Here is a 14,269-nt window from a genome sequence, read left to right as displayed (position 1 = left end):
ACCCCTATCAAGGAGACCAATATGCTAGCGGTAATTTTATCTGGTCACGGAGCATTTGCTTCTGGAATGGCGCAGGCAGTACATCAAGTGATCGGTGAGCAGCCACAGTTTCGCTTCATCGATTTTCCTGAGCAGATGACCACACCACAGCTTGATGTGGCGATGCGTCAAGCCATGGACGAAATCGATACGGGGGATGGCATTGTGTTTCTCACCGATTTACTCGGGGGGACTCCGTTTCGCACCGCTTCGCTGCTTAGCCAAGAGCGTGCAGATATTGAAGTGGTAACCGGAACTAACATGCAGATGGCAGCAGAAATGTTGCTTGAGCGAGATGAACTGTCGTTGGTGGAGTTTCGTAATCTCGCGTTGGAGTGCGGACACCGAGGCATTACCTGTTTAGCGACAGAAATGGCAGAAAAGACACCGAGCAACACAATGGTGGAAGATGATGGTATCTAACCTGCAACGTTTTCGTGCTCAGCGTGTTCTGCATGGTGATAAGTGGCAACCCGATGCGGTGGTCACGGTCGATGACACAGGAGTGATCACGGCCATCGAAGCCTATGATGCACAGCGTCATGGTGATGCGCTGAATTTAGGCCAAGTCGACCTGCTGCCCGGCCTGCTTGATAGCCATGTGCATGGCAGTAAAGGTTGCGATGTGATGGATGCGACGCACGAAAGCCTCAATACCCTGTCACTCTATTTTGCCAGTTTAGGTGTAACAGCGTTTGTCGCTACTACAGTCACCGCGCCGGTGGCCAAAATTCGCGCCGCCTTAACTCAAGTGGCGAAAAGTAAGCAAGAGGGCGTGGCAGGTGCGGAAATTCTAGGAGCGTATTTGGAAGGGCCTTATTTCACCGAAAAGAATAAAGGCGCGCACCCAACGCAATGGTTTCGTGAATTGGCTCTCGAAGAGCTGGATGACTGGATCTCGTACAGCGATAACCAACTGCTCAAAGTGGCGTTAGCTCCGGAAAAATCTGGTGCGCTTGAAACCATTCGTTATCTCGATGCGCACGGCGTTAAAGTCATGCTCGGCCATAGCGATGCCAGTTACGAGCAGGTACAACTCGCCCTAGACGCGGGCGCAAAAGGCATAGTGCATTGCTACAACGGTATGCATGGGCTGCATCATCGTGATCCCGGCGTGGTTGGGGCAGGGCTGTTACATCCAGAATGTTATGTGGAGATGATTGCTGATGGTCACCATGTACATCCTGCGGCAATTGAGGTAGCGCACCGCTGCTGCGGCTCACGCATGACACTCATTACCGATGCGATGTGCGCGACTGGCATGCCCGATGGGCAATACACCTTAGGCGAATACCAAGTCGAAATGCAACAAGGCGTTGTCACTACTCAGTCCGGTGGACTGGCGGGCAGCACCTTAACCCTGCTTGATGGGGTAAAGAATATTCAACGTTGGCTCAATCTGCCGGTTGAGCAAGCGTGGCTGATGGCGTCACTCACTCCAGCCACATCGTTAGGCATTCAACATCAACTCGGCACCTTAGAAGTGGGCAAATACGCCTCTATGGTCGCCATCAGTTCCGATTTCTCAATTGAAAAAACGTGGGTGAAAGGTCGTCTGGTATTTGACGCCGTGGTTTCCCCTCGTCAGGAGGTTTTATGTATCTAATTTCTTCTCGTGAAATGTTAAAACGCGCTCAACTGGGTGGTTATGCGGTTCCCGCATTCAATATTCATAACCTCGAAACCGTACAAGTGGTGGTGGAAACCGCTTCCGAAATGGGCTCCCCCGTCATTTTGGCTGGTACGCCCGGAACCTACGATTACGCAGGTACCGACTATTTGATCAGCATCTGCAAAGAAGCGGCGCACAAACACTCGATTCCGCTCGTGCTGCATCTGGATCACCATGAAGATCTGCAAGACATCCGTAACAAAGTCGAACACGGCATTCGTTCAGTGATGATTGATGGTTCGCATTATGCCTTTGAGCAAAACATCGAGATCGTGCGCTCTGTTGTGCAGCTCTGCCATCGGTTTGATGCCAGTGTTGAAGCGGAATTGGGGCGTTTGGGTGGGCAAGAAGACGATCTGATTGTGGATAGTGCCGATGCCTTGCTGACTGACCCCGCCTCTGCCGCTGAATTTGTACGCCGCACGGGGATTGATTCGTTAGCGGTGGCGATCGGGACGGCGCATGGGCTGTATAAAGCGGAGCCGAGACTCGATTTTGCCCGCTTAGAAAAAATTCGCGCCGTAGTGGATATTCCTTTAGTGCTGCATGGTGCTTCTGGGGTGCCAGATGAGATGGTACGCCGCTGTATTGGGCTGGGTGTGTGCAAAGTCAATGTCGCGACGGAGCTGAAAATCGCTTTTGCGGATGCGGTAAAAGGTCATTTTGCAGAGCACCCCGATGCGAATGATCCACGCAAGTACATCACGCCCGGCAAAGCAGCGATGAAACGAGTTGTGATGGATAAAATCCGTCTGTGTGGTAGCGAAGGCAAGCTGTAAAAATCGGTTAAATTTACTAATACTTCCCCCTCATTGAGTATTAGTCAGGCACTGGAAACAGTGCCTTTTTTACCCCCAACCCCTACTTCAGAGCCGGGTGCTATCATAGAGAACAGTACCTTAACGCGCTAAAGCGGGATAAGTAAAAAACAGCAAATGGACAAAGTTAAATAGGAAGTGCACCCCCACGCTGACCCAAAGACGCCCCGTAAAATGGAACACCAAACCATAGCCAAGTCCCGCAAGAGCGGCGAAGATCATCAGTAATGGGCCTCCTGCAAAATGGGCCATACCAAACAGCGCACTGGCGATCAAAAGTCCGGCAATGGTGCCGAACTGCTGCTGAGCTTTTTGCTGAATCAAACCACGAAATAGCGCTTCTTCTGCCACACAAGTAAATAGCAAATTGTTGAGTGCAAAAATCCACCACCACTCCGGTAGTGACCATTCAAACGCCAATGCACCTAACCAAACCGCGATAGGCAAGAGAGCAAATAAAGGCACTAAGGTCAGCAGTGTGGCCTTGATGTTCGCAGTTTTAGACTGACCCAGTAGCGCCGGAAACGCGAGTAACAGTGCAAAAAACACCAGCGGTTTATCTAAATTCAGATAAAGGCTGAAAGGGGTACTGTGCGCACTGGCGATCACTTTATCCAGCACTTTGAGGTTAGAAAAACCGGGTAGCCAATGGAGGAACAGCGCTAAACACCACAGCAGCAAAGCAACCCAAGCGGTCGATCGCCAGTGTGATTTACCATTCGCAGCCAGATAGGCCAGAGCAAAGCCAACACCGACGACTCCAGCGCCAACGAAGGTGAGGTGACCACTTCCCAATGCACTGAGCAGAGTGATGATCAACAGCCCCCAACTAACGCGGTGATAACGAGCTAAGCCCGCAATGATCGCTAAGGCCAGCGGTAGCCAAAGCAAAGCGGATGCAGAAAGTAACATATTGATATCCTATTTATTTCCTCTTGCATCAAGAGCTTGAGGTATTTAAGGCAGTGATAATGACGTGCTAAGCGAGCAAGGACAAGCCACGAAGTCAGGCTTTCTCACTGGTTAAACCTGTTGCTCAGTTATGCCGTGAGCTTTTTCCTCACGTTAACCTTACATGAAGAACCACCTGCGGAATGAATAGCGCAGTTAAGTCAACCTGAGCGAAATGAAGAACCTAGAGTGAGAGTGACTGCTGCGCTGGCCTACTGTTTGATCTTCTTTATGAGATGAGCCAACAATCGCTCAGTGAAGACACAGAGCGACAATTTGTGCTGGTTTTTTACGCGCAGCTGCGTGATGCCAAAGCGCTGCATCTGCTGTTTCCGAGCGAAAATGCCTCAATGCGAGAGCGTTTAGCACGTTACTTAAGTGTTAATCCCAGTGATGAACACTGTATTGAAACGGTGGCGGCGCATTTTGCGATGAGTCGAGAGACCTTGGCTCGCCATTTGGCTGCGGAAGGTACGGGTTTTCGAGAAGTGCTCAGTGAAGTGCTGATGAACTATGCGCTAGCCTTGTTGCAAGAGCTGCATCCTTTGATGGAGGTCGCGGTTGCTTGTGGGTATCAATCATTGACTCGATTTTCGGCGCGCTTTAAGCAGCAGTATCGGCTTACGCCTTATCAGTATTTACAAACCATTACGGATAAGCCGGAAAAATAAAAAGAGCCACCTTAGGTGGCTCTTGAACTATGGATTGGATTACCGAGATTAAATGCCCGCGCGCTTTAGAAGGCCAGCCATCAAAGCTGAGCTGGATTTCACTTGCTTAGATTTGTTGAGCAAATTCTTGGCTAACGCTTGGTTATCAATGCTTTTAGCGATGAATGACATCGCATGGTAGAAATCGCTGGCTGATTTGATCTTGTTCGCGTCATTGAGTGGTGCAAGCAGCTTCACCATTTCAGTGCCTTTCATTTTTTTCTCAGTGGCGTAGGCTTCAACAGCATCCAGCACTAGGTCGAGATCGCCCATGGCTTCCGCACTTTCCACGCCGTGCTTTTTCATCTCTTTTTGGTTGCGTTTACGCAGTTGCTTGATCATAAAAGCAGGTTTGTTGATTTTTCTAAAACCAAAATAACCTGCAGCAATCACGATGACGATCCCGCCGACCACATAACCCCAAATGGAGCCGCTTGACTCAACTACAGGTTGTACGGTTTGGGTGGCAAAATCGACGGTGGTAGAAACATCAGACATCTTACAAATCCTATCGGTGGCGCTTCAAAACTGAAGCTATTAATTAATCTGGCTGCCGAGTTGGCGCATTGCGATGCATCAATCTTTATTGAAAGGACGATTGAAAAGCACGTTTTTTTCACCAGCTTTGTGAACATCAATGGGGATGTACATCCACAAAACCAAGTCGATATCTGCTGACATTTCAGCTTGGTTATCTAGTTTGCTGCGTGAGCTCACAAAAATTGTGGCAATTTATCTCTGCACTCGGAGCTGGCATTGGTTTAACTGGCTGCGCGACGGAGACGGTCATGTACAGCGAGCCACGCTTCACCTTGTGGTGGACGCTCTAACCAAATTTCATCCACGCCCCATTTGTCCACTTCGGCCAGAGATCGATATAACGCTTGCCCATAGGCTTTGGCATCCTGCGGCATCGGTTTAAGTAAACGCTGTTCACTGGCTTGTAGTTCAGACAGGTGCAATAGAGCGATTTTGATATTGCTCGCCGTCGCCAGTTCATTGTCAATGGCATCAATCACGCGCAGACGTGTTTTGGGTTGGTAATGGCTATCGACATTTCCCGGCACCGCCACTTGGTGAACTTGTGGCTGCAGTACTTCTTGACCCAATACCGCGCTAAGTTCACTGGCCGTTATCGGGCCAGCGCGCAGTACGCGAAAAGGTTTGCTGGTTAAATCGACAATCGTGGATTCCAAACCGTGTTGACATTCACCGCCATCTAAGACTGCGGCGAGTTTGCCATTCAAACCATCAAGCACTTGCTGGGCTGAAGTTGGGCTGAGTTTTTTATAGGGGTTGGCCGAAGGTGCGGCAACCGCTAAGCGATGCGTCTTTAAAATGTCCAGTAGTACAGGATGAGCGGGAACACGAATTCCGACCGACTCTAAACCGCCAGTCACTACAGGAGAAACTTGTTTGGCTTTGGGGAGCAATAGAGTCAATGGTCCCGGCCAAAATGCTTCGGCAAGTTGATACGCTTCAGGAGCAATATCGGTTGCCCATTCAGAGAGTTGTTCTGCCGACCCGAGATGGACGATCAACGGATGATTCGCTGGGCGACCTTTGGCACTAAAAATCTGCTTCACCGCTTCAGGTTGGGTGGCATCGGCCGCCAGTCCATAAACGGTTTCGGTCGGTATCGCAACCAGTTGGCCTTGCTTAAGTAACTGCGCTGCGCATTCAATATCAGCAGGTGTCATCGCTGAAAGCTGTTGGGTATTCAACAAAAAATCTCCGTGGTTCGGCATAACTTACTCGCATCATCCATTCACCAATAAAATGGCGTCCGGTGTTTTGAAGGGCGGCATTCTAACAAAATTTGACCCAGATCCCTACTCAAGAATGTTTTTGAGTGGTGAACCTTGGTATGAGTTTTATCGATAACTTTAAAACTAAAAGTGTGCACCTCTAACGTTTACATATCCGATAATGGACTACACTGAGGTTAAGGTATTGGTTTATATCGCAACCCTAACATTGGAATGAAAAAGAGATGGATCAGAGCGCGGCATTCAACATTTCGACAATTGCCAAAATGGTTGGCAGCGATCTGGTAGAGCCTATGTTGGTGAGTTATCAAGAGACCATGCAGGCTCAGTTGCCCAAATTAATCACGATTACAGTGATGCAATCTGTGGGCGAACTGCATCGTTTGGCACACAGTATGAAATCCTCTGCACGCTTTATTGGTAGTGACGCGCTATCCGAATTCTGTTTTCAACTCGAGATGAAAACGGCCACTGACTCAGAGTGGCATAGCGACTATGCGCGGCAAGTTGAGGAGTTATGTCAGAGAAGTCGCGATGTCCTCGAACAGATCGCCATCTATTTAGAACAGCAAAAAGTGAGTAATCGATGACAGCAGAAGTGATGAAGGTTGTTTGCGTCGATGACGACGATTTTATGCTCAAAGCGTTAGGGCGCATGATCCGAAGAATGCGACCTGATTGGGAGATAGAGTTAGTTGAAGATGCCAACCATTGGGTGGCAGATATCAATAACGTGCCAAGCGTGGTGATTTCCGATCTGCTGATGCCGGGAAAAAAATGGTGAAACATTACTGACGGAATTACGTTCGCGTTGCCCTGAAACTATGCGGGTACTGTTAACTGGAGATACCACGCAAGAATTGCCTCGCAAAGCTCACACCTACGCACAATTTGTGCTCCCCAAACCCTTTACCCACGAAGACTTTGAACATCTTTTCTTATGTGTCGAACGGCTTTATCAAATGCCGTTCAATATTGAATGCCGCAAGCGACTGGGGGCGTTAGAGGAGATTCCGATACTGCCCAATTCCGTCCGTAAACTACAACAAGTGATTGTTTCGCCAAATTGCAGCATGGACGCGATTGCGGAAACTATAGTTCATGAGCCTGTATTAGTGGCTAAGATCATTCAAATCGCCAACTCATCCTACTTTGGTTTTCGCCGTAATACCGATTCGCTGCATGAAGCGGTTGCGCGTTTGGGCGCGGTTTTGGTGGAGTCCATCGCTATCTCTTTGCTCGCGATTCATCCCAGTAATGTCAACTCAGCGGAAGACCATCAATGGGTGGCGGACTGCGCATTCAAATCCAGCTCCATTGCCAGAGCTTTGGTGAGAGAGCTGGGTTATTCACGTCAGGATCAAGATCGGATTTTTGTGGCGAATTTGCTGACCTCGATTGGCAAAATTCTGCTGTTGGAAGATGGTGCAAGTAAAAAAGAGTTTTTGGATTACTACCACTTACAGCCTGGGTATGCCGATTGTGATGTGATATCGGCATACATACTGATTATGTGGGGCTACGATATTGATATAGGGGATATCATTCTCAACCAAAGATTGACCACGTTTAGCGGCGAGCATTTAGAGCAGCTTGGTAGCCTTTCATGTTTGGCAAATAGAATTGAAAATTGCAAGCAAATCAATGAATACCGACAGCTTGTACAAAAAGCACCAGACTCAATACAAGGTGCGCTCAAGGAACTGGAAGCTCAATTTTTTCCAGCTTAGTCAGTGAAAATACTGAATTTTAAGGGAGTGAGTTTATGGCGATACGACTAACGGTAGCCGATGATTCAAAGATGTCACGCAAGTCCGTGATCAGAGCGATTCCAGCCGGTTGGGATGTAGAAATAAGCGAGGCTCAAAATGGAAAAGAAGCGGTAGAAAACTACAATAATGGTCTTGCTGATGTGATGTTTCTGGATCTCACCATGCCCGAAATGGATGGGATACAGGTCTTGGAACACTTTCACCGTATTGATGCAAAATGCTTAGTTATCGTGATTAGTGCAGATATTCAACCCTTGGTTCAGCAACGAGTTCGAGAGTTGGGTGCGCTGAACTTTTTGCAAAAGCCACTCGATCCAGCGCAACTGGAACAAACACTTCATGAGGCAGGGTTGTTATGAGCATCATACTTTCCGCAGATCACAAAGACGCATTGCAGGAATTCATGAACATCTCCATGGGTCGAGCTGCTAGTAAGCTTGCAACCTTGCTCAATTTGCACGTTACCATCTCCGTGCCCAATATTCGGGTTGCAACGGAGGAAGACATGCGTGCGCTACAGTCCTATGCCGCCGATTACTATTACACCCGACAATCCTTCTACGGCGGGATGGATGGTGAACTGATCACCCTAATGAGCCGCTGCGGTTGTGAGCAAGTGGTCAATGATCTTAACCATTCGAAAGGCATGGTGGATGGATTAGTCAGTATTGAAGAGAGTATTTTGGATATCTCCAACATCCTTTCTGGGGCGAGCTTAAAAGGTCTATGTCAACAGATTGAATTGAAAACCAAAATTCAACCGCCGGTGATCTTTGATCCGACCCATCAGCCTTTGCCAATTTTACAATGGCGTTTGTCCTTGATTATGGAAATCAATTTTCTGGTTGAGAAGGCCTCTTTTTCTGCCAAAACCATCATCTGTTTTGCCGATAAAGAGTTGGATAAGGTGTTTGCCCATCTCGACGAACTTTTGATGTAAGGATACGAGTATGGCAAAGAGTCGTTTATTGCTCTCTGAACTACTGGATCAGCTCTCTTTTGCGCTCTGTATCGTGCGTAATGATTATGTGATCGTCAAAGTGAATGAATATTTTGAATCACGAGTCATTTTTGATGGGGAAACCATGCAAGGGAAGAACATCCTAGAGCTGTTTCCTGAATCCGCCGATTATTTAAAGCGCAAAATTGATACGGCGCTGGTGATTGAGTCCTCCAGTTTCAGCAGTTGGGAGCAGAAACCCCATCTTTTGCCTTTCAAAAGTTCTCGCCCAGTGTCGGGCGAGGAAGAGCAGATGTACCAAAACCTCGAAGTTATTCCCATCCATAGTGAAGATGGCGCGATAGAGCATGTTTGCCTGTGTGTGTATGACGTCACCATTCAAGCCAGCCAGCAACTGGAGCTCAAGCGAGTGTCGCAAAAGCTTGAAGAAGAACATCAATCTCAAAAAGTGTTAATCAAAAAACTGGAAGATGCACAAGGTCAGTTAATCCAATCGGAAAAAATGGCCTCGATTGGCCAGCTTTCCGCAGGGATCGCTCATGAAATCAATAACCCAGTAGGCTTTATTACTTCGAACCTGCAAACGTTAAGCGACTACTTTAATAGCTTAGAGAAAGTGCTGAAAAGCATTACCCAGACGATTGGCCAGAGTAAAGACACAGTGCTCAATGACGCTTGCCAGAAGATCCTCAAGCAAGGGCAAGTGGATTTTATTCTGGAAGACACGGCGGAGTTGATTACCGAATCTTTAGAAGGCTCTTCACGCGTGATGTCGATTGTTAAAAACCTCAAAGAGTTCTCACACGTTGACCGTTCAGAGTGGAGTTACGCCAATTTAGAAAACTGCATCGAATCGACGTTGAAAATCATCAATAACGAGATTAAGTACAACATTACGCTTGAGAAACACTACGCCGCCAATGTGCCCGATGTTTTTTGCCAACCGATGCAGATTAATCAGGTATTACTCAATATATTGGTGAATGCCAGCCACGCTATCAAAGGTGAAGGAGCGATCTCCATTACCTTACAACCGGCGGGTGACGACTTTGTTGAGATACACATTCGAGACACGGGATGTGGCATTCCAGAAGAGATCCGCGAGCGTATCTTTGAACCCTTTTTTACCACAAAACCTGTCGGTTCGGGCACTGGATTAGGTTTATCTGTCTCTTACGGGATTATCAATAAGCACAATGGTACGATCAGCGTCACCAGTGAAGTCGGCAAGGGTAGCGAATTCACCATTCGTTTGCCGGTAAATCCGAGTGTAGAAGCGGTAGACAATACCGATGCCAAAGCGATGTAAATGGAGGCGGCATGGTAGAGAAACTACGTACTTCTGGCGCAGCAATGCGAGAACAAGGGAATGGTGGCCATATCCCTTTTGCTCTGTTGGCCTTTATTAAGGTGCTGTTTTCCAATGTAAAACCCAAGCGTAAGTTCAATAGTTTGATGACCACCATCAACGATTTAGTGCCCGAGTGTCAGATTGCGTTACTTGAGCATCAATCAGACGATCACTGGCATATCATTCAAACCAGTGGTTTAACTGGTATTCCCCAAAAAATGCCATTACCTCAATTTATTGAGGATGAGTGGTATTGCATGCCGAATGTGCAGGAGGAACCAGTGTGGCGCGAGCATTACGCGCACTGTTTTCCTGAATGCCTGAGCGCGTTAGCGGCGAAGTTCCACACTGCAGAGAATCATTATCTACTGCTTATTATGCAGCCGACGTTGGATGGTTTTACTCGCCCACAACGCGATGAGTTATATGCGCTATTTGATGTCACCAAAAGTGCGCTTTACTCCATGTTGCAATTTCGCAAAACCGTTATTGATAAGCATCAGGCTCAGCAAGAAGAAAAATTGGCGTCTTTAGGTAAGTTAGCCGCTGGCGTCGCCCATGAAATCAATAACCCGCTTGGGTTTGTAATGAGTAACTTCACTTTCCTGACGGAATACGTTACTCAGATAAGACAACATCCACAAATTCAGCCCATAGAAGACCCAAGGCTTCACGAAATGATCGCCGATAGCGAAGCCATCTTGATGGAGAGTTTAGAAGGACTATCGCGGATCAAAAATATCGTTTCGAGCCTCAATGTGTATTCGCATACCCATGAAAATATGGCGGAAATTGATATGCGTGATGTACTGAGTTCGGCACTGGCTTTGATTATTGGTGATCTGAAACACCGTGCCCAGTTTGTGTATCCCACACCCGAAAAACCGTATTACATTCGCGGTAGTTACAACAAACTACAACAAGTGTTTATCAATTTGATTATTAATGCGGTGCAATCGGTCTCTGCAACCCAAGAAGGGGTCGTGCGTATTGAACTTTGTGACGTACGTTGGCCGGGGGAAGGTATTCCGCGTGTGCAAGTGTCGATTGAAGACAACGGCAAAGGGATCAGCGCTGAACACCTTGAAAAAGTGTTTGAACCCTTCTTTACCACCAAAAAAGTGGGTGACGGAGCGGGTTTGGGACTCTCCGTGGCACGTGAAATTATTGAAGAACATCATGGCAAAATAAAACTCTGTTCGACGGTAGGCGTCGGAACTCGAGTCTTTGTGACACTGCCGCAAGCAGTGCGCTCGCAAGGAGTTTCCTGATGCAAGCCCATCGCGAAATTCTGTTGGTAGATGATGAGCCCGCGGTGTTGAATGCTTTAAAACGCGAGTTGCGTCCTTATTTTCCCCATCTGCACACCGCCACTTGCGCGCAAGAAGCGTTAGAACTTTTGCAGCAACATCCGGTACAGATGGTGATTTCCGACTATCGGATGCCGGGTATGAATGGTGCCGATTTGGTGATAGAGATTAATCGTCGCTACCCACATGTTATGTCGTTGATTCTTTCTGGGCAGGCCGATATGGATGGATTATCGCGAGCCTTGAATGAAGGAGAACTGTACAAGTTCTTACTCAAACCTTGGGAGCGAAACTATCTGCTGCAAACTATCTTGCAGTGTTTTAGTGAAAAAGAACGCCGTGAAGAGTTCGATACCGTTTCCGGGCTGAAAACACTGCAAGCACTCAACAAACAGATTTCATTGCTGCAGTCACTGGCTGACCACCCCTATCTCGTGTTGATCATGGAGTGGCAAACGCCGGTTAATGATGTACAGCGGCAGGCAATTTCACAGCACTTTATTCAACAACGGCTAGAAACAGAGCATGTCTATCATGACGGCTCTCATTGGTTTTGGGTCACACACCGCTTAACGCCTTGGTATCAAACATTATTTAAGTTAATTGATAGTTTTCATATTGCTTCAACCACGGATGCGGCAGCCTTTGAGGTCACACAGATTCCGCATTGGTGGATTGCCGATATTGAGTCGTGGTCTGACGTTGAGCACAGGTTAGCCACTCGGCTACTTGAGTCTGCGCCTTTAGTCGATAACTTACCGATTTATTGGCAAGGAAATGCGGATGAAACGCTTGAAATTAAACAGTTATTGAATATTTATCGCGATCTCCAGCGCGGCCATTTTTGCGCTTTTTATCAGCCTCAAAAGCAAATGGATTCGGGGGCTGTGGTGGCATTTGAAGCCTTAGCCAGACGAGTGATTGGCAAAGGATTGTATGAAATGCCCGATCGGTTTTTTCCGATTTTGGAAAAATACCATTTGATCCCGACGCTAACCGAAGTCATGGTGCGCGACATTTTGACCTTTTTAACCACGGAAGATACGGTCTTACAAGACATCACCATAGGGGTAAATATTCCGGGGAAAATGCTCACTGACGGCAGTTTTTATCGTTTGTTACTGAGCGTAGCTGAGGAGACGCAAGCGCAACATGCATTGCCTCGACTCTCGGTTGAGATCACGGAACACGATTTGATTGCCGATTTTGATGCCGCTAAACATGAGATCTATAAGCTAAAATCATTAGGAATACGCTGCGCATTAGATGATTTTGGTACGGGGTATTCCGGTTATGAGTACTTGTGTGAAATTCCGTTTGATGTGGTGAAGATTGATGGCCGATACATTCAAAGTTTGGGCAAGGCGGAATCAAGTACCGTCATTTTACAATCGATGATTTCTAGCATTAAGTCTTTATCTATGCAGGCGATTGCGGAATGGGTTGACTCTGAGCAGCAGTATCAAATTTTACAAGAGATGGGATGCGACATGGTACAAGGCTATTTAGTTAGCCCGGCAATTTCGCCACAACAAGTCCTGAACTATCTCCATAAAAAATAGGGGAGCGCGATGCAAATGGATAACATGCACGATGAGAAGTTAAACGTTCTGTTGCTTGATGATGAAAACGATATTTTGAAAGCGCTTAACCGTGTGTTGCGGATGGATTACAACGTAGTGACCTTCGATAACGGCGCTGATGCGTTGGAATATCTGCAGGAAAACCCAATCCACATCATCATCTCGGATATGCGTATGCCAGAGATGGATGGGGCTGATTTTCTTGCTAAAGCGCGAGAAATGCAGCCAGAAACCGTGCGTTTGTTGCTCACTGGGTATGCGGATATTCAATCGACAGTGCGTGCGGTTAACGCGGGAGGAATTCATACCTACATTAGCAAACCGTGGGACAACGAAAACCTAAAGCTTATTGTAGGTAAAGCCGCTGAATTCTATCGCTTAAGTCGGGATAAAGAGCGCCTGACCCTTGAGTTGGAGGAACGTAATAAGGATCTTGAAGTAGCCAATCAGGCGTTAGCCGCGAACAATCTTAAACTCTCGCAATTTAATCAAGAGTTGGAAGCGAAAGTACAAGAGCGAACGGTTGCGTTGCAAGAAAGCAATAAGCGGCTAGAAGCCTCGCTCGCTTCACGTAATAAAACGTTCAAAGATATTCTGGCCATGGTCACGGCGATTATTCAACACCGCACCGGTTATCCTGCTGATCATGCTGAGCGGATCGCTAATCAGGCAAAATCGGTGGCTCTCAAGTTGAAATTACCCGAAGCGGTCGCCAGCCATGTCTATTTATGTGGGCTCATGCATCAAATTGGCCTGATTGCTGAAACCAGCAATGACTGGAAAGTCGTTAAGGTTCATCAGGATTCGGAGATCCCCATTACCCCCAACGTGAATCCCATTTTGGGTGCAGAAATTGTGGGCCGAATTAAGCGCTTTGAACCGTTGATGGAAATTATACGCCATCAAGATGAACTGTATGATGGGACGGGGAAGCCGGATCATTTACGTGGCGAGCAAATCCCCATAGGCGCGCGGATCATAAAAGTCGTCAAGGATTATGATTTCTTCGTCGCTGGGGCGAATAACCCAAGACGCATGCACACCAAAAGTGCGCAAGGCTATCTGCGTCAGCAAGCCGAAGTGTATTACGACTCTAAAGTGGTGGAAGCCTTTATTACGATTGTGAGTACGGTGACTCGAATTGAAGAGGGTATGGAGCTCTGTGTCAGCCTAAGCGAAGTGCGCCCAGGTATGGTTATCAAACGTGATATCTATCTGCCTAACGGCAATTTAATGCTGACGGCTGGCAACGCAATGAGTGAGCCTTTATTGCGTAAGCTAAAAGAGTTAGAGCAAGAGATGAATATGCCGATCCCCGTTTACATAGGATAAG

The 14,269-nt window shown here is 47.4% G+C and carries 13 protein-coding genes and 2 pseudogenes; 12 read left to right on the top strand and 3 right to left on the bottom strand.

All coding sequences use genetic code 11. From position 1 onward, the window contains the following. Positions 1-21: 21 nt before the first annotated feature. Genes agaF through CEQ48_RS13380 form a run of 3 tightly spaced genes read left to right on the top strand, consistent with a single transcriptional unit; the run spans position 22 to position 2,490 of the window. Positions 22-462 carry a PTS galactosamine/N-acetylgalactosamine transporter subunit IIA gene (gene agaF, locus CEQ48_RS13390; protein ID WP_055064462.1) on the top strand — a complete coding sequence of 147 codons (441 nt, stop codon included), beginning with the start codon at positions 22-24 and terminating at the stop codon, positions 460-462. After that, positions 452-1,645: an N-acetylglucosamine-6-phosphate deacetylase gene (gene nagA / locus CEQ48_RS13385; RefSeq protein ID WP_089071590.1), complete on the top strand. Its 1,194-nt coding sequence runs from the start codon at positions 452-454 to the stop codon at positions 1,643-1,645. The genes agaF and nagA overlap by 11 nt, the downstream gene beginning before the upstream one ends. Further along, complete coding sequence (locus tag CEQ48_RS13380; protein WP_000280882.1) at positions 1,636-2,490, top strand: tagatose bisphosphate family class II aldolase; 855 nt, start codon at positions 1,636-1,638, stop codon at positions 2,488-2,490. The genes nagA and CEQ48_RS13380 overlap by 10 nt, the downstream gene beginning before the upstream one ends. Before the next feature lie 120 nt (positions 2,491-2,610). Here the strand turns inward: CEQ48_RS13380 and CEQ48_RS13375 are convergent, their stop codons facing one another. Continuing rightward, on the bottom strand, positions 2,611-3,441 hold the full coding sequence (locus CEQ48_RS13375) for a CPBP family intramembrane glutamic endopeptidase (protein ID WP_089071589.1): 831 nt from the start codon (positions 3,439-3,441) through the stop codon (positions 2,611-2,613). 150 nt (positions 3,442-3,591) lie between these two features. Here CEQ48_RS13375 and CEQ48_RS13370 point away from each other — a divergent pair. Continuing rightward, positions 3,592-4,151, top strand: a pseudogene (locus tag CEQ48_RS13370) (helix-turn-helix domain-containing protein); the annotation flags it as partial. 48 nt (positions 4,152-4,199) lie between these two features. On the opposite strand, the gene CEQ48_RS13365 reads toward CEQ48_RS13370, so the two are convergent. Beyond that, positions 4,200-4,688 (bottom strand): hypothetical protein, encoded by a 489-nt coding sequence (locus CEQ48_RS13365; protein WP_001286332.1) that lies wholly within the window; start codon positions 4,686-4,688, stop codon positions 4,200-4,202. Between the two features lie 263 nt (positions 4,689-4,951). Next, the gene (locus CEQ48_RS13355; RefSeq protein ID WP_089071587.1) at positions 4,952-5,938 is read right to left on the bottom strand and encodes an L-threonylcarbamoyladenylate synthase; all 987 of its coding nucleotides are present in this window, start codon (positions 5,936-5,938) and stop codon (positions 4,952-4,954) included. A 245-nt stretch (positions 5,939-6,183) separates the two neighbouring features. Between CEQ48_RS13355 and CEQ48_RS13350 the strand changes: the two genes are divergently transcribed. The 8 genes and pseudogenes from CEQ48_RS13350 (at position 6,184) to nosR (ending at position 14,268) form a co-directional block, all read left to right on the top strand. Next, positions 6,184-6,549, top strand: coding sequence for an Hpt domain-containing protein (locus CEQ48_RS13350; protein ID WP_089071586.1), 366 nt, complete (start codon positions 6,184-6,186; stop codon positions 6,547-6,549). After that, positions 6,546-7,689: pseudogene (locus CEQ48_RS13345) on the top strand (HDOD domain-containing protein). The gene CEQ48_RS13350 and the pseudogene CEQ48_RS13345 overlap by 4 nt, the downstream one beginning before the upstream one ends. Before the next feature lie 35 nt (positions 7,690-7,724). Then, a complete protein-coding gene (locus CEQ48_RS13340) occupies positions 7,725-8,090 on the top strand; it encodes a response regulator (protein WP_089071585.1) in 366 nt (121 codons plus the stop codon). Continuing rightward, positions 8,087-8,671 (top strand): chemotaxis protein CheC, encoded by a 585-nt coding sequence (locus tag CEQ48_RS13335; protein WP_089071584.1) that lies wholly within the window; start codon positions 8,087-8,089, stop codon positions 8,669-8,671. The genes CEQ48_RS13340 and CEQ48_RS13335 overlap by 4 nt, the downstream gene beginning before the upstream one ends. Before the next feature lie 10 nt (positions 8,672-8,681). Next, a complete protein-coding gene (locus CEQ48_RS13330; RefSeq protein ID WP_089071583.1) occupies positions 8,682-10,001 on the top strand; it encodes a sensor histidine kinase in 1,320 nt (439 codons plus the stop codon). Positions 10,002-10,012: 11 nt separating this feature from the next. Continuing rightward, positions 10,013-11,314: a sensor histidine kinase gene (locus CEQ48_RS13325; RefSeq protein WP_089071582.1), complete on the top strand. Its 1,302-nt coding sequence runs from the start codon at positions 10,013-10,015 to the stop codon at positions 11,312-11,314. After that, the gene (locus CEQ48_RS13320) at positions 11,314-12,915 is read left to right on the top strand and encodes an EAL domain-containing response regulator (RefSeq protein WP_089071581.1); all 1,602 of its coding nucleotides are present in this window, start codon (positions 11,314-11,316) and stop codon (positions 12,913-12,915) included. Before CEQ48_RS13325 ends, CEQ48_RS13320 begins: the two co-directional genes overlap by 1 nt. A gap of 9 nt (positions 12,916-12,924) precedes the next feature. Beyond that, positions 12,925-14,268: a response regulator c-di-GMP phosphodiesterase, NosR family gene (gene nosR / locus CEQ48_RS13315; protein WP_089071580.1), complete on the top strand. Its 1,344-nt coding sequence runs from the start codon at positions 12,925-12,927 to the stop codon at positions 14,266-14,268. Position 14,269: the final 1 nt, after the last annotated feature.

The organism is Vibrio tarriae (assembly GCF_002216685.1).
GTDB lineage: Bacteria > Pseudomonadota > Gammaproteobacteria > Enterobacterales > Vibrionaceae > Vibrio > Vibrio tarriae.
The sequence above is the reverse complement of the archived record's forward strand: the minus strand, read 5'-3'. Positions and strand labels throughout refer to the sequence as shown.

Excerpts from the sequence above, each read along its gene's own strand:
- agaF (WP_055064462.1), top strand. The coding sequence starts at position 22 with ATGCTAGCGGTAATTTTATCTGGTCACGGAGCATTTGCTTCTGGAATG.
- nagA (WP_089071590.1), top strand. The coding sequence starts at position 452 with ATGGTATCTAACCTGCAACGTTTTCGTGCTCAGCGTGTTCTGCATGGT.
- CEQ48_RS13380 (WP_000280882.1), top strand. The coding sequence starts at position 1,636 with ATGTATCTAATTTCTTCTCGTGAAATGTTAAAACGCGCTCAACTGGGT.
- CEQ48_RS13375 (WP_089071589.1), bottom strand. The coding sequence starts at position 3,441 with ATGTTACTTTCTGCATCCGCTTTGCTTTGGCTACCGCTGGCCTTAGCG.
- CEQ48_RS13365 (WP_001286332.1), bottom strand. The coding sequence starts at position 4,688 with ATGTCTGATGTTTCTACCACCGTCGATTTTGCCACCCAAACCGTACAA.
- CEQ48_RS13355 (WP_089071587.1), bottom strand. The coding sequence starts at position 5,938 with ATGCCGAACCACGGAGATTTTTTGTTGAATACCCAACAGCTTTCAGCG.
- CEQ48_RS13350 (WP_089071586.1), top strand. The coding sequence starts at position 6,184 with ATGGATCAGAGCGCGGCATTCAACATTTCGACAATTGCCAAAATGGTT.
- CEQ48_RS13340 (WP_089071585.1), top strand. The coding sequence starts at position 7,725 with ATGGCGATACGACTAACGGTAGCCGATGATTCAAAGATGTCACGCAAG.
- CEQ48_RS13335 (WP_089071584.1), top strand. The coding sequence starts at position 8,087 with ATGAGCATCATACTTTCCGCAGATCACAAAGACGCATTGCAGGAATTC.
- CEQ48_RS13330 (WP_089071583.1), top strand. The coding sequence starts at position 8,682 with ATGGCAAAGAGTCGTTTATTGCTCTCTGAACTACTGGATCAGCTCTCT.
- CEQ48_RS13325 (WP_089071582.1), top strand. The coding sequence starts at position 10,013 with ATGGTAGAGAAACTACGTACTTCTGGCGCAGCAATGCGAGAACAAGGG.
- CEQ48_RS13320 (WP_089071581.1), top strand. The coding sequence starts at position 11,314 with ATGCAAGCCCATCGCGAAATTCTGTTGGTAGATGATGAGCCCGCGGTG.
- nosR (WP_089071580.1), top strand. The coding sequence starts at position 12,925 with ATGCAAATGGATAACATGCACGATGAGAAGTTAAACGTTCTGTTGCTT.